27 protein-coding genes and 1 tRNA gene are annotated in these 22,055 nt (G+C 54.6%); 22 read left to right on the forward strand and 6 right to left on the reverse strand.

What is annotated here, in order from left to right:
- Positions 1-31: 31 nt before the first annotated feature.
- The 4 genes from phbB to pabB form a co-directional block, all read right to left on the reverse strand.
- Entirely contained in the window at positions 32-778 is a 747-nt protein-coding gene (gene phbB / locus GH984_RS04195; protein ID WP_153718952.1) for an acetoacetyl-CoA reductase, read from the reverse strand.
- Positions 779-863: 85 nt separating this feature from the next.
- Positions 864-1,328, reverse strand: a complete 465-nt coding sequence (gene phaR / locus GH984_RS04200; protein ID WP_153718953.1) for a polyhydroxyalkanoate synthesis repressor PhaR — start codon at positions 1,326-1,328, stop codon at positions 864-866.
- Between the two features lie 18 nt (positions 1,329-1,346).
- On the reverse strand, positions 1,347-2,525 hold the full coding sequence (locus GH984_RS04205; RefSeq protein WP_153718954.1) for an acetyl-CoA C-acetyltransferase: 1,179 nt from the start codon (positions 2,523-2,525) through the stop codon (positions 1,347-1,349).
- Entirely contained in the window at positions 2,518-3,867 is a 1,350-nt protein-coding gene (gene pabB, locus GH984_RS04210; RefSeq protein ID WP_153718955.1) for an aminodeoxychorismate synthase component I, read from the reverse strand. Before pabB ends, GH984_RS04205 begins: the two co-directional genes overlap by 8 nt.
- An 89-nt stretch (positions 3,868-3,956) precedes the next feature.
- Here pabB and GH984_RS04215 point away from each other — a divergent pair, with 89 nt between their 5' ends.
- From GH984_RS04215 to GH984_RS04270, 12 genes are all read left to right on the forward strand, one after another.
- Positions 3,957-4,700, forward strand: a complete 744-nt coding sequence (locus tag GH984_RS04215) for a YebC/PmpR family DNA-binding transcriptional regulator (RefSeq protein WP_153718956.1) — start codon at positions 3,957-3,959, stop codon at positions 4,698-4,700.
- Between the two features lie 6 nt (positions 4,701-4,706).
- On the forward strand, positions 4,707-5,204 hold the full coding sequence (gene ruvC, locus GH984_RS04220) for a crossover junction endodeoxyribonuclease RuvC (protein ID WP_153718957.1): 498 nt from the start codon (positions 4,707-4,709) through the stop codon (positions 5,202-5,204).
- Complete coding sequence (gene ruvA, locus GH984_RS04225) at positions 5,201-5,800, forward strand: Holliday junction branch migration protein RuvA (protein ID WP_153718958.1); 600 nt, start codon at positions 5,201-5,203, stop codon at positions 5,798-5,800. The genes ruvC and ruvA overlap by 4 nt, the downstream gene beginning before the upstream one ends.
- On the forward strand, positions 5,797-6,822 hold the full coding sequence (ruvB, locus tag GH984_RS04230; protein ID WP_153718959.1) for a Holliday junction branch migration DNA helicase RuvB: 1,026 nt from the start codon (positions 5,797-5,799) through the stop codon (positions 6,820-6,822). Before ruvA ends, ruvB begins: the two co-directional genes overlap by 4 nt.
- Positions 6,823-6,831: 9 nt before the next feature.
- Positions 6,832-7,521, forward strand: a complete 690-nt coding sequence (gene tolQ, locus GH984_RS04235; protein WP_153718960.1) for a protein TolQ — start codon at positions 6,832-6,834, stop codon at positions 7,519-7,521.
- Complete coding sequence (tolR, locus tag GH984_RS04240; RefSeq protein ID WP_369691934.1) at positions 7,518-7,973, forward strand: protein TolR; 456 nt, start codon at positions 7,518-7,520, stop codon at positions 7,971-7,973. Before tolQ ends, tolR begins: the two co-directional genes overlap by 4 nt.
- Positions 7,970-8,815, forward strand: coding sequence for a cell envelope integrity protein TolA (gene tolA, locus GH984_RS04245; RefSeq protein WP_153718961.1), 846 nt, complete (start codon positions 7,970-7,972; stop codon positions 8,813-8,815). The genes tolR and tolA overlap by 4 nt, the downstream gene beginning before the upstream one ends.
- A gap of 11 nt (positions 8,816-8,826) precedes the next feature.
- The gene (tolB, locus tag GH984_RS04250) at positions 8,827-10,119 is read left to right on the forward strand and encodes a Tol-Pal system beta propeller repeat protein TolB (RefSeq protein WP_253939117.1); all 1,293 of its coding nucleotides are present in this window, start codon (positions 8,827-8,829) and stop codon (positions 10,117-10,119) included.
- Positions 10,120-10,151: 32 nt separating this feature from the next.
- The gene (pal, locus tag GH984_RS04255; RefSeq protein WP_153718962.1) at positions 10,152-10,685 is read left to right on the forward strand and encodes a peptidoglycan-associated lipoprotein Pal; all 534 of its coding nucleotides are present in this window, start codon (positions 10,152-10,154) and stop codon (positions 10,683-10,685) included.
- Entirely contained in the window at positions 10,686-11,444 is a 759-nt protein-coding gene (gene ybgF / locus GH984_RS04260) for a tol-pal system protein YbgF (RefSeq protein WP_153718963.1), read from the forward strand. It abuts the gene before it with no gap.
- Positions 11,445-11,483: 39 nt separating this feature from the next.
- A tRNA-Lys gene (locus GH984_RS04265) sits at positions 11,484-11,559 on the forward strand.
- A 7-nt stretch (positions 11,560-11,566) separates the two neighbouring features.
- A complete protein-coding gene (locus tag GH984_RS04270) occupies positions 11,567-12,637 on the forward strand; it encodes a flavin monoamine oxidase family protein (RefSeq protein WP_153718964.1) in 1,071 nt (356 codons plus the stop codon).
- A 5-nt stretch (positions 12,638-12,642) separates the two neighbouring features.
- Here the strand turns inward: GH984_RS04270 and GH984_RS04275 are convergent, their stop codons facing one another.
- Complete coding sequence (locus GH984_RS04275; RefSeq protein WP_153719217.1) at positions 12,643-12,873, reverse strand: FitA-like ribbon-helix-helix domain-containing protein; 231 nt, start codon at positions 12,871-12,873, stop codon at positions 12,643-12,645.
- A gap of 88 nt (positions 12,874-12,961) precedes the next feature.
- Between GH984_RS04275 and phnC the strand changes: the two genes are divergently transcribed.
- The 5 genes from phnC (at position 12,962) to GH984_RS04300 (ending at position 17,598) form a co-directional block, all read left to right on the forward strand.
- Positions 12,962-13,810, forward strand: a complete 849-nt coding sequence (gene phnC, locus GH984_RS04280) for a phosphonate ABC transporter ATP-binding protein (protein ID WP_153718965.1) — start codon at positions 12,962-12,964, stop codon at positions 13,808-13,810.
- Positions 13,811-13,822: 12 nt separating this feature from the next.
- Positions 13,823-14,722 carry a phosphonate ABC transporter substrate-binding protein gene (gene phnD / locus GH984_RS04285; protein WP_153718966.1) on the forward strand — a complete coding sequence of 300 codons (900 nt, stop codon included), beginning with the start codon at positions 13,823-13,825 and terminating at the stop codon, positions 14,720-14,722.
- A 71-nt stretch (positions 14,723-14,793) separates the two neighbouring features.
- Positions 14,794-15,633: a phosphonate ABC transporter, permease protein PhnE gene (phnE, locus tag GH984_RS04290; RefSeq protein ID WP_153718967.1), complete on the forward strand. Its 840-nt coding sequence runs from the start codon at positions 14,794-14,796 to the stop codon at positions 15,631-15,633.
- On the forward strand, positions 15,630-16,946 hold the full coding sequence (gene phnE / locus GH984_RS04295) for a phosphonate ABC transporter, permease protein PhnE (RefSeq protein ID WP_153718968.1): 1,317 nt from the start codon (positions 15,630-15,632) through the stop codon (positions 16,944-16,946). The genes phnE (GH984_RS04290) and phnE (GH984_RS04295) overlap by 4 nt, the downstream gene beginning before the upstream one ends.
- A 10-nt stretch (positions 16,947-16,956) precedes the next feature.
- On the forward strand, positions 16,957-17,598 hold the full coding sequence (locus tag GH984_RS04300) for an LbetaH domain-containing protein (RefSeq protein ID WP_153718969.1): 642 nt from the start codon (positions 16,957-16,959) through the stop codon (positions 17,596-17,598).
- On the opposite strand, the gene phnF is transcribed toward GH984_RS04300, so the two are convergent.
- Positions 17,595-18,302 carry a phosphonate metabolism transcriptional regulator PhnF gene (gene phnF, locus GH984_RS04305; RefSeq protein ID WP_153718970.1) on the reverse strand — a complete coding sequence of 236 codons (708 nt, stop codon included), beginning with the start codon at positions 18,300-18,302 and terminating at the stop codon, positions 17,595-17,597. The genes GH984_RS04300 and phnF overlap by 4 nt on opposite strands.
- 69 nt (positions 18,303-18,371) lie before the next feature.
- On the opposite strand from phnF, the gene phnG reads away from it, so the two are divergent.
- Genes phnG through phnK form a run of 5 tightly spaced genes read left to right on the forward strand, consistent with a single transcriptional unit; the run spans position 18,372 to position 22,054 of the window.
- Entirely contained in the window at positions 18,372-18,821 is a 450-nt protein-coding gene (gene phnG, locus GH984_RS04310) for a phosphonate C-P lyase system protein PhnG (RefSeq protein WP_153718971.1), read from the forward strand.
- The gene (gene phnH / locus GH984_RS04315) at positions 18,818-19,390 is read left to right on the forward strand and encodes a phosphonate C-P lyase system protein PhnH (protein WP_216643619.1); all 573 of its coding nucleotides are present in this window, start codon (positions 18,818-18,820) and stop codon (positions 19,388-19,390) included. Before phnG ends, phnH begins: the two co-directional genes overlap by 4 nt.
- Entirely contained in the window at positions 19,390-20,457 is a 1,068-nt protein-coding gene (locus tag GH984_RS04320) for a carbon-phosphorus lyase complex subunit (RefSeq protein ID WP_153718972.1), read from the forward strand. The genes phnH and GH984_RS04320 overlap by 1 nt, the downstream gene beginning before the upstream one ends.
- On the forward strand, positions 20,454-21,287 hold the full coding sequence (locus GH984_RS04325; RefSeq protein ID WP_153718973.1) for an alpha-D-ribose 1-methylphosphonate 5-phosphate C-P-lyase PhnJ: 834 nt from the start codon (positions 20,454-20,456) through the stop codon (positions 21,285-21,287). Before GH984_RS04320 ends, GH984_RS04325 begins: the two co-directional genes overlap by 4 nt.
- The gene (gene phnK / locus GH984_RS04330; RefSeq protein WP_153718974.1) at positions 21,284-22,054 is read left to right on the forward strand and encodes a phosphonate C-P lyase system protein PhnK; all 771 of its coding nucleotides are present in this window, start codon (positions 21,284-21,286) and stop codon (positions 22,052-22,054) included. Before GH984_RS04325 ends, phnK begins: the two co-directional genes overlap by 4 nt.
- Position 22,055: the final 1 nt, after the last annotated feature.

Genomic DNA, 22,055 nt, shown 5'->3' on the forward strand with positions numbered 1-22,055 from the left:
TCAGGGAGACACCGTCTCCCTATTTTTTTGCCTAAAAACTACAGAATAAACCGCCGTTCACCGGCAAGTTAATACCGGTCACATAACCGCCTTCATCGGCCGTCAAAAAGCAGACCGCCCGGGCAACGTCTTCGGGCAAGCCCATATCGCCTGCAGGAATTTGGGCCACAATCGACTCACGCACAGCATCTGGTATGGCGGCGGTCATTGACGTTTTAATGTAGCCAGGCGATACCGTGTTGGCCGTTACGCCTTTCGGTGCGCCCTCTTTTGCCAAGGCCATCGAAAAGCCATGCAATCCGGCTTTTGAGGCCGAGTAGTTAGTCTGGCCAAACTGCCCAGTCTGCCCGTTAACTGAAGAGATGTTCACGATACGGCCAAAGCGCTGCTCACGCATATCGTTAATAAACTGCCGCGTTACGTTAAACGCGCCATTTAAATTAATATCAATGAGGGTGTGCCATTGGTCTGCAGACATTTTGTGCAGAAATGAATCGCGGGTAATGCCGGCCGCATTAACCAGAACCTCTACGGTGCCAAATTTCTCCTGCACCTCAGCTGCCATGGCTTCGCAAGCGTCGTAGTTGCCCACATCACAACGTACGTAATCAGCATCAATACCCTCGGCGCGTAGCGCCTCGGCCCAGGCTGCCATGTCTTGGCCGTCTGGGTCGATACAGGTTGTCACCACTTTGCGTCCTTGCTGGCCGAGTTGACGACAGATTTCAGTACCAATGCCGCCTTCACCACCTGTGACTAATGCTAATCGCTTGGTCATGTTCAACCTCCCTAGTTGTGCGACGCACAATAAATATGTTGCGCAGCATCATAGAGAGGCGATGACAGGGTGTCAAACCATGCGATTATTCGTCTTTTTTCTTGTCCTTATCTTCGGCAACCATGCTTTCCATCGCCTTTTGCCACAGGCTTAAATTGCGCTCAGTAATTTGCGAAAGCACCTGCATTGGGTTGCTGACATCCATAAATTGACGTGCACGCTCACGCAACTCTCGCTGCTGATCTCCCCAGAGCTCCATGCTCTTTTCCAGATAACTGGTCAACATGGTTTGCATATTGCCGCCGTACGCGCGAATTACCTGGGCCAGCAGCTCGCTGGAGAAAATTGGCTCACCGCCTTCCTCCTCCTCGCTAATAATCTGCAAAAGAATAGAGCGGGTTAGATCGGCACCGGTTTTGGCGTCAGTCACCTTAAAATCGACACCATCTACCACTAGCCCTTTAACATCAGCCAGCGTGATATAGCTGCTAATAGCGGTATCGTATAACCGCCGGTTCGGATACTTCTTAATCAGTCGCATCTCTGCCATATCTAAAATCCTCCGAACCTAACGTTCAACCGCAAGCGCCACACCCTGACCGCCGCCGATGCACAACGTGGCTAAGCCGCGTTTAACATCCCGACGCTTCATTTCATGCAGCAATGTCACCAAAATACGGGCGCCAGAGGCACCAATCGGATGACCAATTGCAATGGCACCACCATTCACATTCACCTTGTCAGTATCCCAACCAAGGCCCTTATTGACGGCCAATGCCTGCGCGGCAAATGCCTCGTTTGACTCGATTAAATCAAGGTCATCTACCGACCAGCCGGCACGCTCTAAACAGCGCTGCGTGGCAGGAATAGGCCCTGACCCCATAATATGCGGCTCTACCCCGGCATTGGCGTAAGCTTTTACGCGCGCCAGGGGCGTTAAGCCGAGCGCTTCGGCCCGCTCTGCCGACATCATCACCACAACGGCTGCACCATCGTTAATGCCCGAGGCGTTGCCAGCGGTAACCGTGCCTTCTTTATCAAAGGCCGGGCGCATCTTGCTTAAACTCTCAACCGTTGTGCCATGGCGTGGAAATTCATCCACATCAAAGATAACGGGGTCGCCTTTTCTTTGCGGAATCTCGATGGGCACAATTTCTTCGTCAAATCGGCCGGCTTTTTGTGCCGCTTCGGCCAGCTGCTGTGAGCGCGCTGCAAAAGCGTCTTGCTCTTCACGGCTAATGCCATATTCTTTGGCCAAATTCTCGGCGGTTACACCCATGTGATAGTTGTTGAAAACATCCCATAACCCGTCATAGATCATGCTGTCTTCCATCTTCCAGGGCCCCATGCGCTGGCCCTTGCGTGAGTTGGGCAGCACATGCGGCGCCTGACTCATCGACTCTTGACCACCGGCAATCACCACGCTGGCATCGCCCAAGCTAATCGCCTGCGCAGCCATGTGCGTTGCCTTTAAACCACTTCCACAAACCTTATTAATGGTCATGGCCGGGCAAGTTACCGGCAGGCCCGCCCCCAGAGACGCCTGACGCGCCGGGTTCATGCGCGCCCCCGCGGTAAGCACATGCCCCAAAATAACCTCATCAACGGCATCTGCTGCCACACCCGCGCGGGACAAAACCGCCTTAATGACCTGGGCGCCAACATCTGATGCGGCCATGCCCGACAGTGTGCCGCCAAATGACCCCACTGCGCTGCGTCCTGCTGCAACAATCACTACATCATTCATTTTTCTCTCCTTGCGCTTGTTTTCTGCCTGCGGTTGATTTGATCATAACATCGACAAATGCGGCCGCCTTGAATTCGGTTTCAGCAAACTCTGCCGAGCATTCCGAGTCATAAACCAGCCCACCCCCGGCGCGATAATCCAGCCATCCATCGCGCGCGTTAATTGTCCGAATGGCAATATTGGTATCCATTGCACCGTCATAACCAATATAACCAATGGCTCCACAATAAACGCCCCGCGGCGCATGCTCCAGTTCTGCAATAATTTCCATTGCCCGAAACTTGGGTGCGCCCGTAATTGATCCGCCCGGCAAACAATCGCGTAAAAGGTCGGTGGCATTGTGCTCAGGGGCAATCCGCCCTGTTACCACACTCACCATGTGATGCACGGTGGCATAGCTTTCAAGCGCAAAGAGCTGCGGCACCGATACGCTCCCAATTGCACAGGCACGGCTAATGTCGTTACGCAGCAAATCCACAATCATGACGTTCTCAGCCCGATCCTTTTCACTACTGAGAAGCGCTTGTGCCAAGCGAGCATCCTCTTCAGGATCAGAAGAACGTCTCCGAGTTCCTTTAATTGGCCGGGTTTCTACCACGCCATCGCGCAGTTTTAAGAATCGTTCTGGCGACCCACTCAGCACCGGGCCGCCCGGCAGATCAAGATAGGCTGAGAATGGCCCACCCGCCAAACCACGAAATTGCGCATAAACGCCAAGCGGATCGCCCTGAAAGCGTCGCCGAAACTGGCGCGCCAAGTTCACCTGATAACAATCGCCATCCCGCAGGTAGTGCTTTATCCGGTCAAAAGCACGGGCATAGTCCGCACTATCTGGAATGGCCTCAACGCGCTGATCAACCTGCCAGGCACCGGGTTGCGCTGTTGTTTGAGCAAGCAGGCGAGGTAAGTGGGAGGGCGCATTACCATTGAGCGTGGCGGTGCCGGCCTGATGATCAATAACCAGCGCCCAGTCATAAAGGCCAACGGCCATCTCTGGGCTCTGGGTTAGTGGCGGCGTTTGCCCTTGCAGCCGCCGGCCAAGCTCGTAGCTAAAATACCCAATGGCACCCCCAAAAAAAGGGGCAGGCCCTTGCTGGGTGGGCCCAAGGGCCTCTGCCAGCAGCGCCAGGGGATCCTCGGCTGAGGTCCATACCGTGCCATCATCGGCCGTACCAACGGTGCGCTGGCCATCATAAACCAGCAACAAACGCGGCGCTGCCGTTACAATGCTGTATTGGCCACCCTGCTCGCCATCTAACCAAACGGCGTGCGGCATAGCCTCACGCAGAGCGGCAAAGGCCCGTAATGGCTCGATATAAGCAAGATTTTTTGTTTCGGCCATGTGCGCTGCCACAACCGCCTGTTGGAATCTGCAGAGCATGGTAATCTGCTCACTTTAGAAAAGATATCGTTGTCTGATCGAGGGGGATCATGGCAGGACATAGCAAATGGGCAAATATACAGCACCGTAAGAAAGCGCAAGACGCTAAACGCGGCAAAGTATTCACCCGAATGATTCGTGAAATTACCGTTGCGGCTCGTCAGGGCGGCGATGACCCGGCAAGCAACCCTCGCCTGAGGCTGGCTTTTGATCGGGCATTGGCCGTTAACATGCCCAAAGATAAAATCGAAAAAGCGGCTGCGCGCGGGGCCGGCACCGATGAGTCGATAGCCTTTGAAGAAGCACGCTACGAGGGTTACGGCCCCGGCGGCACCGCTATTTTGGTGGACTGCTTAACCGATAACCGTAACCGTACCGTCAGCGAAGTTCGGCATGCTTTTAACAAACATGGTGGCAATTTAGGTACCGACGGCTGTGTGGCTTTTTTGTTTAACCAATGCGGGGTCATGCTCTTTCCGCCCGGTACAGATGAAGATACCTTAATGGAAGCAGCGCTTGAGGCAGGGGCCGAAGATGTACTGAGCAATGATGATGGTTCATTTGAGGTCATTACTAGCCCCGAGACCTTTACCGAGGTTAAAGATGCCATGCTGCAGGCTAATCTTGAGCCTGCCGATGCCGAGGTTGTGATGCGGCCTGAAACCTCTTTAGCCTTAAGTGCAGAAGACTCAGCCAAGGCGCTAAAATTGCTCGAGCGGCTGGAAGATCTAGACGATGTGCAAAACGTGTATACCAATGCCGACATTCAGGCTGAAGCGTTTGAGGACGCCTAAAACAGCATGGGGCAACCAACGCGTCATGTTTTGGGGATTGACCCCGGCTCGGTTAAAACGGGTTATGGCGTGATTGCCGTTGGCCAAGGTGACCCTCAGCATGTGGCTAGCGGAGTCATTCAAACAGGTAATGGCAGCTTTCCTGAGCGGCTTTTAGTCATCTTTGATGAGATTGAGGCGGTTATCGGCACCCATGCAGCCACGGAAGCCGCCATCGAAGAGGTGTTTGTTAGCCGCAACGTACAATCTGCCCTTAAGCTCGGTCATGCCCGGGGGGCAGCCATTTGCGCCTGCGCACGCCATGCGCTGGCCGTGCATGAATACACGCCACGACTCATTAAACAAGCGCTGGTGGGTGGCGGCGGCGCAGACAAACAGCAAGTGGCCTATATGGTGCGGGCAATTTTAAAGCTCCAGCAACCACTCGCTGAAGATGCCAGCGATGCGCTGGCCGTGGCGCTGGCGCATGTTCAACATGATCGCATTAGAGGCCTGCTGCAATGATTGGACGTATTGCCGGCACGCTAGTCGAAAAGCAGCCACCTCGCATCATGATCGATGTAGGCGGCATCGGCTATGAACTTGAAGTACCCATGTCAACCATTTACGCGCTGCCGGAAATCAATCAACCCATTCGCTTGCATGTGCACCAAGGCGTAAGAGATGAGGTACCCGTCCTCTATGGCTTTGCTGAAGCCTCTGAGCGCAGCATGTTTCGCGCGCTCATTAAAGTAAACGGGGTTGGCCCGCGCTTGGCACTGACAATTCTCTCGGGTATTAGCGCTGATGCGCTTCGCCAATGCATTGAACAGCGCGACATCACCACGCTCACCCGCCTGCCGGGCATTGGTAAGCGCACTGCCGAACGGCTTACTTTGGAGCTTGCCGATCTGGGCAAACAAATCGGTGCCACAACCGCTAGCGGTAGCGCCGATAGCGCCCCCATGACAACCGCCGCATCGCCCATGGCCGAAGCCGAGGCCGCGCTGGTGGCGCTTGGGTATCGACCGGCTGAAGCGCAAAAGCTGCTCAGTGGCTTGTCAGGCGAGCATAGCGAAGAGCTAATTCGCTCAGCGCTGCAAAAGGCGGTTCGGCAATGATTGAGGAAACTCGCATCATCGCTTCTGAATCGGCGCCAGAAGACGAAGCGGTCGATCGTGCCATTCGCCCCCGTCAGCTCAGCGATTATGTGGGCCAAGAAGTGGTCCGCGAGCAGCTCGGTATCTTTATAGACGCGGCACGGGGGCGCAAAGAAGCCCTTGACCATGTGCTGGTATTTGGCCCGCCCGGCCTAGGCAAAACAACCCTGGCGCATATTATTGCCAATGAGCTTGGGGTCAATTTACGACAAACCTCAGGGCCAGTCATTGATCGGCCAGGCGATTTAGCCGCCCTGCTCACAAACTTAGAAGAGGGCGATGTTTTATTTGTTGATGAAATCCATCGCCTCTCACCCGTGGTCGAAGAAGTGCTCTACCCTGCCATGGAAGATTGTAAAATCGACATTCTGGTTGGCGAAGGCCCGGCGGCCCGCTCCATTAAACTCGATCTGCCCCCCTTTACGCTTGTTGGCGCAACCACTCGCGCGGGGCTATTGACCTCTCCCCTGCGCGATCGCTTTGGCATTGTGCAGCGCTTAGAGTACTACTCGGTTAGCGAACTCACGCAAATTGTCAGCCGCTCGGCACGGCTGCTTGCCCTGGATATTGACGATACGGGATCGCTGGAAATTGCCCGCCGCGCGCGGGGCACACCACGAATTGCCAACCGTTTGCTACGACGGGTACGCGATTATGCCGAAGTCAAAGCAGACGGGCACATCAGCCAAGAGGTGGCCGCCGCGGCCATGACCATGCTGGCCGTTGATGACAACGGATTTGACCAACAAGATCAGCGCCTGCTGCTGGCGGTTATTGATAAGTTTGACGGCGGCCCGGTTGGCATCGAAAGCCTAGCAGCTGCGATTGGTGAAGAACGCGGCACTATCGAAGATGTGATTGAGCCTTACCTGATTCAGCAGGGCTTTTTACAACGCACGCCTAGGGGCCGCATGGCAACGCGCGGTGCCTACCAGCATTTTAAGCGACCACCACCACCCCGACTTGAAGACCCACTGTTGTAGAGGATACCCATGGCCGTTGATCTTTCCATCACGTATCTGGTGTTGCAGGCAAGCTTTGTTGTGCAGCTTGTTATGCTTGTTTTGTTGGCGGGATCGATTGCCTCTTGGGCACTCATCTTCCGTAAGTATCGGCAGTTCAAGCAAGCCGAAAACGGCGCAGAGGAATTTGAAGATCTCTTTTGGTCTGGCGGCAATCTCAGCGAGATCTACAGCCAACCCGAAAACCCCGAAAACGACCGCGGTGGTATGGAACGAGTTTTTCGTGCCGGCTTTCGCGAATTCTCACGCATGCGCAAACAAAATGCGGATGCCGAGCCCACTATTGAGGCGGCGCAGCGCGCAATGCGGGTTGCCATGAATCGTGAAGCCGATGAGTTAGAAAGCTACGTACCTTTTCTAGCCACCGTGGGTTCCACCAGCCCCTATATCGGTCTATTTGGCACCGTCTGGGGCATCATGAATTCGTTTAGAGCGCTAGGCGCCATGCAGCAGGCCACATTGGCCACCGTAGCACCGGGTATTGCTGAGGCCCTAATTGCCACGGCCCTTGGCTTATTTGCCGCCATTCCCGCTGTTATTGCTTACAATCGCTATGCCAGTCAAAGCGAACGGATGACCAATCGCTACGAAATGTTCATCGAAGAATTTACCGCGATCCTGCAGCGCAACTTACAGGGGCGGGGAGCCAGCGCGTCGTGAGCCGCACCGCACCCATGCAAGGGCGGCGCACTCGCCGTCGACCTATGTCTGAAATCAATGTGGTGCCCTACATTGACGTTATGCTCGTGCTACTCGTGATCTTTATGGTAACCGCACCCTTGTTGTATCAAGGCGTAGAAATCGAGCTACCCGAATCAACGGCTGACCCCCTGCCGCCCGATGATCGTGAACCGGTAATTGTTGAGGTAGACAAAAACGGGCGCCTTTACCTGAGCGTTGGCGATCAGCCAGACGATACCCCCATTCGTATAGAAGAAATTATCCAAAACGTAGCTGCCATTATGCGCGCGCAGCCCGATACACCCGTTTATGTGCGCGGCGATGCCGAAGTACCCTATGCGCGCGTTATGACGGTGATGACGGCTCTTCAACAAGCGGGCGTACCCCAGGTAGGTCTTATGACGCAGCCGCCTGCCGGAGGGTTTGAATGACACCGCGCACCCTGCGCTATGTTGCCTACTCCTTGGCCGCTCATCTCTTTTTGTTTGGCCTTTTTGCGGTCAGCATGCGTTTTGAACGGCCTGTGCATGACATGCAACCCGGCGATCCCAACGCCGTACAAGCGATCGCCATTGATGAAACACCCATGATTGAAGCCGCCGAGCGCGAGGAAGAAGAAGCGCGCGCAGCCGCCGAGGCTGAGGCTGAGGCTGAGCGTCAAAGGCAGGCTGAGGCAGAGGCTGAGGCAGAGGCAGAGGCTGAGGCAGAGGCGGAGGCTGAGGCTGAGGCTGAAGCTGAGGCTGAGGCTGAGCGCCAGCGCCAACTTGAAGCTGAACGCCAAGCTGAAGCAGAGCGCGAAGCGGAGCGTCAGCGGCAGCTTGAGGCCGAACGCCAAGCTGAAGCCGAGCGCGAAGCAGAGCGCCAGCGCCAACGCGAGGAGGCCGAGCGCGCACGGCGCGAAGCCGAGGAACAAGCCCGGCGCGAGGCCGAGGCTGAAGCGGCTGAACAAGCGGAACGCGAAGCCGCAGCAGCCGCACGTCGGGCCGCGCAAGCACGCGGTACTTTCGATGCCGCCATTCAACAAAAAATACGCCGCGCGTGGACTCGGCCGGCCGGTACACCTGAAGGCCTTAGCGCCGCTGTTTTAGTGCGACTGGGTCCAGGTGGTACAGTGCTTTCCGTAGAGATCACTCGCAGCAGTGGCAATGCGTCTTTTGATCGCTCGGCAGAAACCGCGGTTTTGCGAGCTGATCCGCTGCCCATGCCCGATGATCCATTGCTTGCGCGCCCCTACCGACAAGGCGTAGAGCTAATTTTTAATCCCGATGGCTGAGGAATAAAACGTTGAGAGCAAAATCATTCATCCTGACGCTGGCCCTCAGTATGCTGTTAACGATGCCCGCCGCTGCTCAGGTACGCATTGAAATTACCGGCGGCGCCGAAGCGGCCTTACCCATCGCTGCGGTACCCTTTAGAGGTAACGAGCAAGCGCCCGAAGCCGATATCGCGCGCATTATTCGGGCAAATCTTTACCGCAGCGGCATATTTGCCCCGCTTGATCCCAACAACCACATCGGCAACCCAGCCCGATTTGAGGATGTCCGCTTTCGTAACTGGCGCGCACTTGGCGTTGACAGCCTTGTTGTTGGCGAAATTCAGCGTGACTCCAATAGCGGCTACACGGTTCGCTATGAGCTGCTCGATGTGTATGCCGGCAGCCGTATTACCGGGCAGCGCTATCGGGTTACCGGTGCTGATTTACGCAAACTCGCCCATACCATTAGCGATCAAATTTTCGAGGCGCTCATCGGTACGCCCGGCGGCTTCAACACCTCGCTTGCCTACGTGCAGGTTACGGGAGACGCGGGTGGGCAGGAGCATAAACTCATTATTGCTGATGCCGATGGCCACCGCCCACAAACAATTTTGACATCTAACCAGCCATTGCTCTCACCGAGCTGGTCACCCAACGGTGATCGTCTTGCCTACGTGTCTTTTGAGTCGGGGCGTAGCTCACAGATTTATGTACAAAACGTGGCAACGGGAGAGCGACGCGCGGTAACACGTTTTCCCGGCATCAATAGTGCGCCCGCCTGGTCGCCTAATGGCCGGCAGCTTGCGGTTACCCTATCGCGTGATGGCAACCCCAACATCTATGTGATCGATGCTGATGGCAGCGGCGAACCACGTCAGCTGACCAGCCATTTTGGAATTGATACGGAACCAACTTGGTCAGCGGATGGCCGGCATATTTATTTCACGTCTAACCGTGGCGGCAGCCCGCAAATTTATCGCATGGCAGCCTCCGGCGGAGATGCCGTTAGGATGACGTTTGAAGGGCGCTATAACGCCAGCCCCAGCGTCTCAAAAGATGGGCGCTTTCTTGCCTATGCCCATCGTACCGATCGGGGTTTTCAAATCGCCATCCAAGATCTGGATAGCGGCGTTATGCGCATCTTAACGGAAGGGCCGCTTGACGAATCGCCCAGTTTTTCTACCAGTGGCAGTATGATCGCGTACACTCGCGCCATTGGCGATCGCTCTGAGATTGCTACCGTATCGGTGTTTGGGCGCGTACAGGGGCAATTAACCGATTTTCGTGAAACGGTTCGTGAACCCGACTGGGGTCCGTTGTAAACTACGTTCAATTATTACAGGAGTAGGCATCCATGAAACGTCCTTTTCATTGGTTAGTAATTGCGGCCTTGGCCGTTGTGTTAGCGGGCTGTGCATCAGGTCGTGACGATATTGATGATGCCGAAATGGCAGAAATTGACCGGGCAGCCGCTGATGGATCTGGTGCCTCGGCATCCGGCGCCGGTGGCAGTGGCGGATTTACGGGCGAAGCGCTTGAAGACCCATCCAGCCCTTTATCTGAGCGCGTCATCTACTTCGATTTTGACGCCAGCACGCTTAGTGACGAGGGCATGCGCCTTATTCGCGCCCATGGCGAATACCTTGCCGACAACCCACAGCGGCGCATGTTGATTGAGGGTCATACTGACGAGCGTGGATCACGTGAGTACAACCTTGCCTTGGGCGAACGCCGAGCTGACGCCGTGCGTCAAGCCCTGCTGCTCAACGGTGCTAGCGACTCGCAGCTGTCCACCGTTAGCTTTGGTGAAGAAAACCCCGCTGTCTTAGGTAGCAGCGAAGCTGCTTGGGCGCAAAATCGCCGTGCTGAGCTAATTTACGAGCGATAAATGATGCACGGCCGAGTACTTCCTCAATGGCGTATCGTTCTGCTGGCCAGTGCCCTTGCACTGGCAGCGGGCGATGCCGTTGGCCAAAGCGCTCGAGAGCTTGATGAGCGTATTGAACGATTAGAAGAGCGGCTGGGTGGCAGCGCACTGATGAATTTAATGAACGACTCAAGCCGACTAACCGATGAGGTTAGCGGCCTGCGTGGAGAAATTGAACTCATTCAGCGCGAACTTAGCGAAATAAAAGATCAACAACGTGCGCTTTATCTCGATTTAGATACTCGCCTGCAGGCCCTAGAATCCGGCAGCCCTAGCAGCCCCGGCACCGAAAATGCCGAGGCGCCCACGTTAAGCGAACCCGGTGCAGTGCCAGCAGAAGAACCAACGGGCAATCCGGCTGCAGAATATGAGGCGGCCTTTAACTCGTTGCGTAGCGGTAATTTTGCACAGGCACGCCAGCAGTTTGAGCAGTTTCTTGCGGACTACCCAGAAGATGACCTAACTGCCAACGCGCGCTATTGGTTAGGCGAGTCTTTTTATGCAGAGCGAGATTTTGCTGCGGCCATTGTGCACTTTCAAGCCGTGTTAGATGATCATCCTGATAGCAACAAGCACCCAGATGCGCTGCTGAAGATTGGCTTTTCACATATCGAGCAAGGCCAACAAGCCGAAGCCGAGCGGGTTTTAGAGCAATTGGTGTCTGAACACCCGCAAAGCACCGCCGCCAGCCTAGCCGCACAAAGATTGCAACAATTCTGATTGCCGCGAGCGCGTTGTAATCGTATGATTACGGGTTGGGGGTCGTTAGCTCAGTTGGTAGAGCATCGGACTTTTAATCCGCTGGTCGCAGGTTCGAATCCTGCACGACCCACCACTTAATTATGACTAATTCCCCAGTTACCATTATCGGAGCGGGCATTGCTGGCCTTACCGCGGCTTACACGCTGCATCAGGCCGGTTTAACGCCACAAGTGCTTGAAGCAAGTCCAAGAATTGGGGGGCGAGTTGATAGCCTCTACTCCAAAGACGGGCAGGCTATTGCAGACTTAGGGCCAACTTGGATTTGGCCACCGTTTCAACCGATTATCGCTCGCTGGATACAAGCGCTTGAGCTTGCCACATTTGCCCAATATGACCAGGGTGATGCGGTGTTAGAAGGCTTTGCGCCCACGCTGCGACGGCAACCCCTACCCGGCCAATATGGCATGGCAAGACTGGTTGGCGGGCCACAGCAGTTAATTAAAACATTAACTGACGCCCTGCCTGCAGAGACAATCGCCGTTCAAACGCCCGTGCATGAAATTAGCCAAGACCACGATGGCTCACTACGATTGCATAGCAACAACCGAGTGATTCACACCCAGTGCGTACTTGTTGCAACGCCACCGCGAATTGCTGCTGAGCGCATCAAGCTGCCCTCAACGCTATCCAGCTCCACCTTATCAACCCTGCAAACTATGCCAACCTGGATGGCCGCCCAAGCGCGCGCCGTGATTCGCTACGACAAGCCGTTTTGGCGGGACCAAGGCTTATCAGGTCGTATTGCAAGTCGGCAAGGGCCGCTATTTGAGGCACATGACCACACTAGCGCCCAAGGCCATGCCAGTTTATTCGGCTTTATTGCCACGCCCGCGGCTCAGCGTGATCCGGCAAAGCTTTCTGATGCCATCTTAGCGCAACTAGAACGCTGCCTTGGCCCGCAAGCTGCACAACCCATCGAACTGAACATTCGGGATTGGGCCACAGAGCCATGGATTTGCTCGCAAATAGATAGAGCAGATACGCCCGCGCATCCTGCAGTAGGCCCATCGCTGCTGCGCAGCGCCCATCTTAATGGTCGACTATGGTTTTGCGGCGCTGAAACGGCCGAACAAAGCCCGGGCCTCATTGAAGGGGCGCTAGCTGCCGGTGAGGCCGCTGCTAATGCGGTGCTCCGTGTCACCCTAGATTAAAAACCTTAAATTAGCGTCTCGCCCCGCATTTCCGGAAGCGGCTCGTCTAAAGGTTCATTCGCAAAACGCTCAGCAATCCGTGTGCCTAGGTTTCCGCGAGCCAGCGGTCGCTCACTCAGTTCAACCCGAAGAATCTGCCGAACTTCCTCCTCCATGCTCCAGCCATGGGCTGTTGCACGCAGCTTGAGTGCTGATTTTAGGCTTTCATCAAGCTTACGAACCACTACCTGTGCCATACCGTTCTCGTCATAAAACTGACCCTTTAGTTTAACAATTTTGACGTTAACTCCCCCTAACCTTCGGGTAATAAGGTTAGGGGGTTTCATGTTACTCAGCGTAAAAAGCGTTTGTAAGAACTTTGGCCAAGTTAGCGCGGTTAAGTCGATTACGTTTGATGTCGATAACAGTGCCATGATTGGCATTATCGGCCGCTCTGGGGCGGGTAAGTCAACGTTTTTGCGGATGATTAACCGACTGGTTGATGCCAGCTCAGGCCGTATTTTATTTAAAGGGCAGAATGTCCTCTCGCTGCGCGGTGCGGAAATGCGCCGCTGGCAGGCCAACTGCGCCATGATTTTCCAGCAGTTTAACCTCGTGCCGCGCATGGATGTGGTCTCCAACGTGCTACATGGCACGCTTAACCAGCGTTCTACGCTGAGCACGGCTTTTAATCTTTTCCCCCGAGCCGATATTCAGCGCGCCATCAGCTTGCTAGAGCGGCTTGGCATAGAGGAGCAGGCCACCAAACGGGTTGAGGCACTGAGTGGCGGGCAGCAGCAGCGCGTCGCCATTGCCAGAGCACTGATGCAAGACCCTGAGATGGTGTTGGCTGATGAGCCTATCGCCAGCCTTGACCCCATGAACGCTCAGCTCGTGATGGATGCCCTTCGGCGTATTCACGACGAAGATGGGCGGACCGTTATTTGCAACCTCCATACCCTCGATACCGCTCGTCGCTACTGCGATCGGGTCATTGGCATGAGCCATGGAGAGGTAGTTTTTGATGGTCCTCCCGATCAGTTAACAACGGCTGTCGCCCGTGAAATCTACGGCGCAGACGAGTCTTTCTCAGAGCACTCAACCTCAACAGAGATTCGAGAGCATGCAGAGCATGAATCTGTATCTCAAGTGCAACCCAAGACACCGGCGCAGCCGGTCACGACTGTCAACTAGGAGTAGATGACGATGAAAAAGTTACTGATGACGACGGCACTCACCGCGCTCGTAGCCGGGCCAGTTGCCGCACAGGAAATTGAAGAGTTTCGTATTGGCGTGCTCGGTGGTGAGAACGCACAGGATCGGCTAAACAGCATGGCATGCTACCAGGAAAAAGCCGAAGCCCTGTTGGGTGTGCCCGTGCGCATTTTCACCCCGGCCGACTACGATGGCGTTATTCAAGGCCTGCTCGGCGGCTCTTTGGATATGGCATGGCTGGGTGCTTCAGGCTATGCCAAGCTGTATTTGAGCGATCCAGACGTAGTTGAGCCTGTGATGGTTAAAACCAATACCGATGGTTCTTACGGTTATTACTCTGTTGGCTTTGCCCGCGCGGATAGTGGCATTGAGTCAATCGAAGATCTTGAAGGCCGTCAATTTGCATTTGGTGACCCTAACTCCACCTCTGGCTACCTGATTCCTTCCATCGAAATTCCTTCTACCTATGACGTCACGATGGAATCGGGCGACTTCTTCGGTGAAGTGGTTTTTGTAGGTGGCCATGAGCAGACCATCGTTGCCGTTGCAAATGGCAGTGTTGATGCAGGTGTTACCTGGGCAGATGGTCTTGGCGAGTGGTCTGAGGGGTATAACTCCGGCGCGCTGCGTAAAGCCTCTGATGCTGGGCTTGTTGACATGAACGAAATGGTTGAAATTTGGAAATCAAACCCGATTCCAGAGGGCCCAATCGTTCTAGCCACCAACCTGCCTGAGCGCGTGAAGCTGGATGTTACAACCCTAACGGCATCGCTGCCTTACATGGATCCTGATTGTGCTTATAGCTTCTTTGCTGGCGAAGCACTGGGCGTACAGCCAATCAACCACGACGCTTACACCTCCATCATCGAGGCCCGTCGCTCGAAGATGTAAGTCTGCCCTAGGCGTCAATAAGCCGGTTGTCTCATTGAGATGACCGGCTTATCTATACCGAGAGAACTCAAATGAGTGTGCAGCAACAACAGTATCTCGAGCTTGTTCGCCGCCGGCGCACCTACGGCGGCATCCTAATTGCCATTTTTATCATGCTAATGGTTAGTGGATTTATGCTGGCTGATAGCCGCAACGCGGGTGGCTTTTGGGCTGGCATACTCAACGTTTTTGACTTTCCCGCCGATGTGTTTAGAGAAGCCGCGCGGGATATTGCCAATCTGCCGGGTTACCTAATTGAATTTCTGCCGTCTCTGATTGAAACATTAAATATTGCGGCTGCATCAACGCTACTTGGCGCAGCGCTTGCGGTATTACTTGCATTACTTTCAACGCGCGGTTTGGCGCGTTGGCCTCAGCTAATCCCCGTTTTCCGACGGATGATGGACATCATGCGCGCCATTCCTGAAATTGTGATTGCGCTGGTCTTAATCTTTGTTCTCGGCGGCGGCCCCGTACCGGCCATGATTGCCATTACTTTTCATACCGCCGGGGCACTGGGTAAGTTGTTTTCCGAAGTCAATGAAAACGCCTCTTTAAACCCCATTGAGGGGCTGCAATCGGTGGGCGGTAACTGGTCACAACAAATGTGGCTGGGCGTTTTGCCACAGGTGGCGCCTAATTACCTAAGCTATGGATTGCTACGTTTTGAAATCAATATTCGGGCCTCCGCTATTTTGGGCTTTGTGGGCTCTGGCGGGATTGGTTATGACTTAAAAAATGCCATTAGCTGGGGACAAGGCCGCTATGACGAGGTTGCGGCCATCTTTATTTTGATTTTTGCCTCCATCGTCTTTTTCGACCAGCTCTCAAGCTATTTTCGTAACCGCCTAACGGGGGAGGCCAGCGTATGAGCGCAGCAGCACTACAGCAGGCGGAGCAACTGATTGAGCGCAAGCGCTGGATGTCTTTAGGCCTGCCATCACTCATACTGGCGTATTTAATCTATGTGGCCTTTGCACTGGATGTACCCGGTGTATTTGAACGCGCTGATCCCAACAACGCCAAAACGCTGGTTAACGATTCCTTTACCTATAAAACGCACGTTACCGCCAATTACCGCAGAGACGAGCGCGTTGTTGCCATTGAGGGTGAGCGTAAAGGGCTTTGGCCGCCCGGAGAGTATCCAGAGTGGGTTGAACCCGTGGGTGAGCTAGGCGCGATTGTGACGTTGCCCGATGGGCACATTGTTGAGATTAATGACCAAAAGATGCGTTATGACGTGCCGGGCTATGGACTGATCGAAGCAGAATCCAGCCGGCAAGGCGTAACGCTTTCGCTACCACCCGGCCCACAGCCTGAATGGATTAGCAGCTCACCTGCACGTGTATCCATTACAACCGACAGTGGACGTGTGATTGTTACCAAGGCTTTTACCGAAGTTTTTCGGTACTCCTTTGGCTGGGAGCTGTTTTGGTTTACGCTCGATAGCCCATTTTATGGCAAATCAGCGGCAGAGCTTTTTGGCTTAGCGTTCTCTAGCGAGCGCGTTGTTCCAGAAAAACCGAATGCAATCGCGATGTTAAATGACTTTTGGTACAACGGAATGTGGCGGCATGGGGATGTGTTCTGGGCATTATTCGAGACCCTGCTGATGGCCTTTTTAGGCACCATGGGCGCGGCCATTATTGCCTTTTCTTTATGCTTTATTGCCGCAAAAAACTTTACCCCGCTGCAGCCATTACGGCTTCTGGTAAGGCGGATCTTTGACTTTCTACGTGGTGTTGATGCGCTGATTTGGACGATTGTTCTAAGCCGCGCGTTTGGCCCGGGGCCGCTAACCGGGGCGTTGGCAATTTTGCTAACCGACGCGGGCAGTTTCGGCAAAATGTTCTCAGAAGCCCTAGAGAATGTGGATAACCGACAAATTGAGGGCGTAAAATCTACAGGCGCCGATGCTATTCAGCGATCGCGCTTCGGCGTAATCCCTCAGGTGGCACCCGTGTTTATCAGCCAGATCCTCTATTATTTAGAGTCAAACACCCGTTCGGCAACCGTGATTGGTGCTATTACCGGGGGCGGCATTGGATTGTTGCTAACGCAGGCCATCATCACACAAAAAGACTGGGAAGAAGTCAGCTACTACATCGTGCTTGTTGTGTTACTCGTGATGCTGATGGACTGGTTATCGGGTGTACTGCGTCGGCGTCTGATTCGCGGCGAATAAGGGCTAAGCAATGACCACACGCTTACAACCGAATAAACCCTACCTGCACCCGGATTGCGAAATTACCGAAAGCACGTTTGGGGGGTGGGTTGAAATTGGCCGCGGCTCACGCGTTTATAACAGCCACATCGACGATTACAGCTACTGTGATCGATATGCGGATATCGCCAATGCCACCGTAGGGAAGTTTGCCAACATCAGCAGCTTTACCCGCATCGGTCCTACCGATCACCCTATGGAGCGTGCATCGCTCCATCATTTTTTATATCGGTCTTACGACTACTGGGATGATGCCGAGCGCGATGAAGAATTTTTTGATGCCCGTCATGCACGCCGCGTTGATATTGGTCATGACACTTGGATTGGGCATGGTGCCATTATTCGCCCCGAGATCACGATTGGGCATGGCGCTATCGTGGCTGCGGGCGCCGTTGTTACTCACGATGTACCACCGTACTGGATTGTAACGGGTGTTCCTGCTACGCCCCTACGCCCAAGATTTGACGATACAACGGTACAACGGTTGCTTGACCTTAGCTGGTGGGACTGGACGCACGATCAACTGCGCAGCGCACTCATAGACTTTCGAAAGCTTTCGATTGACGCGTTCTTAGAGCGCTACGAGCAGTTCGTACCCAAAGATGAATCTTAACCCTCATCTTCAATAAACAAACTGACCCGTTCTCCAGAAAACCAGGTTCGACCGTATTCCACCGGCTGGCCTGCCTGATCCGCATTGACGCTGACCGACCTAAGCAAAGGCGCGCCAGCACTCAGCCGCAATAAATTAGCCTGCACCGGTGTGGCCAGATGGGCGGTCAGTTTAGTAGACACACGAAAATAGTCGCTAACGCCCGAGGCCTGCATAGCTTGGGTAACTGACAGACGTTCACGCAGTTGTTTAGGCAACTCAGGAAAGCGCTTGGCCGGAAATGCGCTACGAAATAGCGCAATGGGTTGCTCGTCAGCAAACGAAAGCCCTTCCATCACATGCACCATTGCCGATGTCGGTAATTGTAATGCGCTGCGCTCCGCATCATTGGCTCGACGGCTTTCGAGCATTAACAACCGCCTTGAGGGCGTTTGACCGGCCGCCAGCACATTGCGCTCAAAGCGCACGCGCCGCCCCAGCGGATAAGCCACCGGTTGCGGCAAAACAAAAACACCCGCACCACGGCGTGAATAAACGAGCCCTTCGGTTCTTAAGTGACCGATAGCCCGACGAACCGTATGCCGATTAACGCCAAACCGCTCCGCCAGCATGGCCTCAGTTGGCAGCCGACTGCCCGCCGGATAATGGCCCTGCTCTATTTCACTGACTAGCGTATCGGCAATCGACTTCCAAACCGTTGTCATTGAATCGTCACATCACTACCGCCTTTGATCTGATAAGATTATCACAGTTGTCTAGTTGTAGATTTATTAATGATGCAATCACGTGCCGAATGGATGGGATTATTAGCTCGCAGCAATCCGCCAATGGTTGCGCAGGCTTGGGAATCGCTAGGCCTTTCACCTCCATTCAAATGGTTACGCGCGCCGGAACTTGGTGCCGTAATGGTTCGCGGGCAAGCGGGCGGCAGCGGAAAGCCCTTTAATTTAGGCGAAATGACCGTCACACGCTGTGCGCTACAACTTGTTGATGAACAGCCCACCGTGGTGGGGCACGCTTATGTGCAGGGGCGTAATAAGGCACATGCCGAGCAGGCTGCGCTGGTGGATGCGCTCATGCAAACACAACATGCCAATCAGGTTGACCGAATGGTTCTACAGCCACTTGCCAACGCACTGGCTTTACAAGTAGCCGAACAGAAAGAAAAAGCGGCCGCAACAAAGGTCGACTTTTTTACGCTCGTAAGGGGTGAAGACGAGTGAGTGACGCACTCAATCTCAGTGGCGGTTTCAAAGACCCGGCTCTAGACGCGGCCCGCGCATTCCGGGTGGCATTAAATGCAATGTCACAACCCGGTCAAATTTTTGAAATGACAGGCATAGAGCCACCCCTGCCCCTCTCTGAAGCAGCCGGCGCGCTGCTTTTAACCTTAATCGATCATGAAACTCCCGTGCATTTAGGCGGTAGATACAACTCGCCCGCCGTTAAACAATGGTTATCATTTCATACCGGCGCCCCGTTTCTGCCGGCGCCACAGGCGCTGTTTGCTATTGGACGCTGGCAAGATTTACTGCCGTTAACACAATTCGCACACGGCGAGGCAGAATACCCGGAGCGCTCAGCCACCTTAATTGTCGAATGCGATCAATTGCTGAATACGGGCAGTTGCTTAACCGGCCCCGGCATTAAGTCACAAACTTTTCTGAACTTACCAGACGAGCGTGGACTAGCCGCCAATGCGGCACTGTTCCCTCTCGGCCTCGATTTTTATCTCACCGCAGGTAGTCAAATCAGCGGGCTACCACGCTCAACCCGCATTGGGGGTGTGTAATGTACGTTGCCGTTAAAGGGGGCGAAAAAGCGATTGATCAAGCGCACGCTTGGTTAGCTGAAGTTCGCCGGGGTGATCAAAACACCGCCGTGTTAGATACGGCCCAAATTCGTGACCAGCTCACGCTGGCTTGCAATCGTGTTATGGCCGAGGGCTCTCTTTACGATCCAGACTTGGCTGCGCTAGCCATCAAACAGGCCCGTGGCGATTTGGTTGAGGCAATCTTTCTGATTCGCGCCTATCGCACCACACTGCCCCGCTTTGGGGCATCTGCGCCCATTGATACCGGCGCAATGACCTGCATCAGAAGAATCTCCGCCACCTTCAAGGATGCTCCGGGCGGGCAATTGCTAGGGCCAACCTTTGACTACACGCATCGGCTTTTAGACTTCACGCTGCTCGCCAATGGTGAGGCAGAGCTGGCTGAAACGGAGCGGCAGACGCTTAACGAGCCACTGGCCAGGGTCAGCGATATCCTTGGCAAAGATGCCCTGCTCCAGCCCGAACCATCGGGTAATGAGGAGCCTGGTGATTTAACCCGGCAGCCGTTGGCCTTTCCGGCTGACCGCGCCTTGCGGCTGCAGTCTTTATCTCGCGCAGATGAGGGCTTTGCGCTCTGCCTTGCCTATTCCACGCAGCGTGGCTACGGCCGTAATCATCCGTTTATTGGTGAGCTGCGGGTGGGGCATGTAGAAGTCTCCATGGAAATACCTGAGCTTGGCTTTTCAATTGTTATCGGTGAAATCACGGTAACCGAGTGTGAAACGGTCAACCAATTTGTCGGCTCTCGTAAACAACCCGCGCAGTTCACGCGTGGCTATGGCCTAACCTTTGGGCATACCGAGCGCAAAGCGATTGCCATGGCGTTGCTTGACCGGGCGCTGCGCTGGGAAGAGCTTGGTGAAGATGATACCGGCGCACCCGCACAAGATGCAGAGTTCGTTTTAAGTCATGCCGATAACATTCAGGCCACTGGGTTTCTTGAGCACATCAAACTGCCACACTATGTCGATTTTCAATCAGAACTAGAACTCGTTAGACGCCTTCGCGCCGAGGCAGAGCAATGAGTGCCTATAACTTTGCCTACCTCGACGAGCAAACCAAGCGAATGATTCGTCGGGCTTTGCTTAAGGCGGTAGCCATTCCTGGCTATCAAGTGCCCTTCGCCAGCCGCGAAATGCCCATGCCCTATGGTTGGGGCACGGGGGGTGTGCAAGTTACCGCCTCAACACTGGTGCCAGAAGACCGATTAAAAGTGATTGACCAAGGCGCGGATGACACCACCAACGCGGTCTCCATTCGGCGATTTTTTGAAGTCACAGCCGGTGTTGAAACAACCACCGAAGCAGATAGAGCCACGGTTATTCAAACGCGCCACCGCATACCAGAGACGCCGCTGCAGGAAGGTCAGATTATTGTCTACCAAGTTCCCATCCCTGAGCCACTGCGCTTTTTAGAACCGCGCGAAACAGAAACACGCAAAATGCATAGCCTGGGTGAATATGGGCTAATGCATGTCAAACTTTATGAGGACATTGCCCGACATGGCGAAATTGCCACCACCTACGCCTATCCTGTGCGCGTGGGCAAAAGCTATGTGATGGACCCCTCGCCGATTCCGAAATTTGACAACCCAAAGCTTAACGGCTCACCGGCCATTCAGCTCTTTGGAGCAGGCCGTGAACAACGCATCTATGCCCTACCACCCTGGACGCCGGTAAAAAGCCTCGACTTCGAGGATTATCCCTTCGACCCAAGCCGCGCCGCTGGACAGTGCGCGCTTTGCGGCAGCACCAGCAGCTATTTGGATGAGGTAATTACCGATGATAGCGGGGGCCGCATGTTCCTTTGCTCTGATACAGATTACTGTGCCCGTCGGGTTCAGGAGGGCGCATGAATCCCATCTTACGTGCAACGGGCATAACGCGGCGGTATGGCGAACGCATTGGCTGTGCGGATATCGGCTTTGACCTGTACCCCGGAGAGGTCATGGGCATTGTTGGCGAATCAGGCTCAGGCAAGAGCACGTTACTTAATTGCTTGGCGGGCCAGCTTACGCCCGATGCCGGGAGCATCCTATTTGACAGCGCTCAGCAGGGCGTTTGCGACCTGCTGACACTATCTGAAATGCAAAGACGCACCCTCGCGCGCACAGAACTGGCCTTTGTGCACCAAAACCCTCGCGATGGACTGCGCATGAGTGTGAGTGCCGGCGGCAATGTCGGCGAAAGACTCATGGGCGTGGGGGCACGGCACTACGCCAATATCCGCGAACAGGCGCTGAGTTGGCTGGAGCGCGTTGAAATTCCTGCTGATCGTATTGACGATCGGCCATCTCAGTTCTCCGGTGGCATGCAGCAACGCTTACAGATTGCCCGCAACCTCGTGACCGGACCACGCTTGGTCTTTATGGACGAACCCACTGGCGGCCTCGATGTGAGCGTACAGGCCCGTCTTTTGGACCTACTCAGAGGCCTAGTCCGGCAAATGGGACTATCAGCCATCGTTGTAACCCATGACCTTGCCGTCGTTCGACTGCTGGCTGATCGCATTCTTGTCATGAAAGACGGGCAAGTTATCGAGGCAGGCCTAACTGATCAGGTGCTTGATGATCCGCATCATGCCTATACCCAACTGTTGGTTGCCAGCGTGCTGCAAGCCTGAA

The organism is Spiribacter salilacus (assembly GCF_009649225.1).
Lineage (GTDB): Bacteria > Pseudomonadota > Gammaproteobacteria > Nitrococcales > Nitrococcaceae > Spiribacter > Spiribacter salilacus.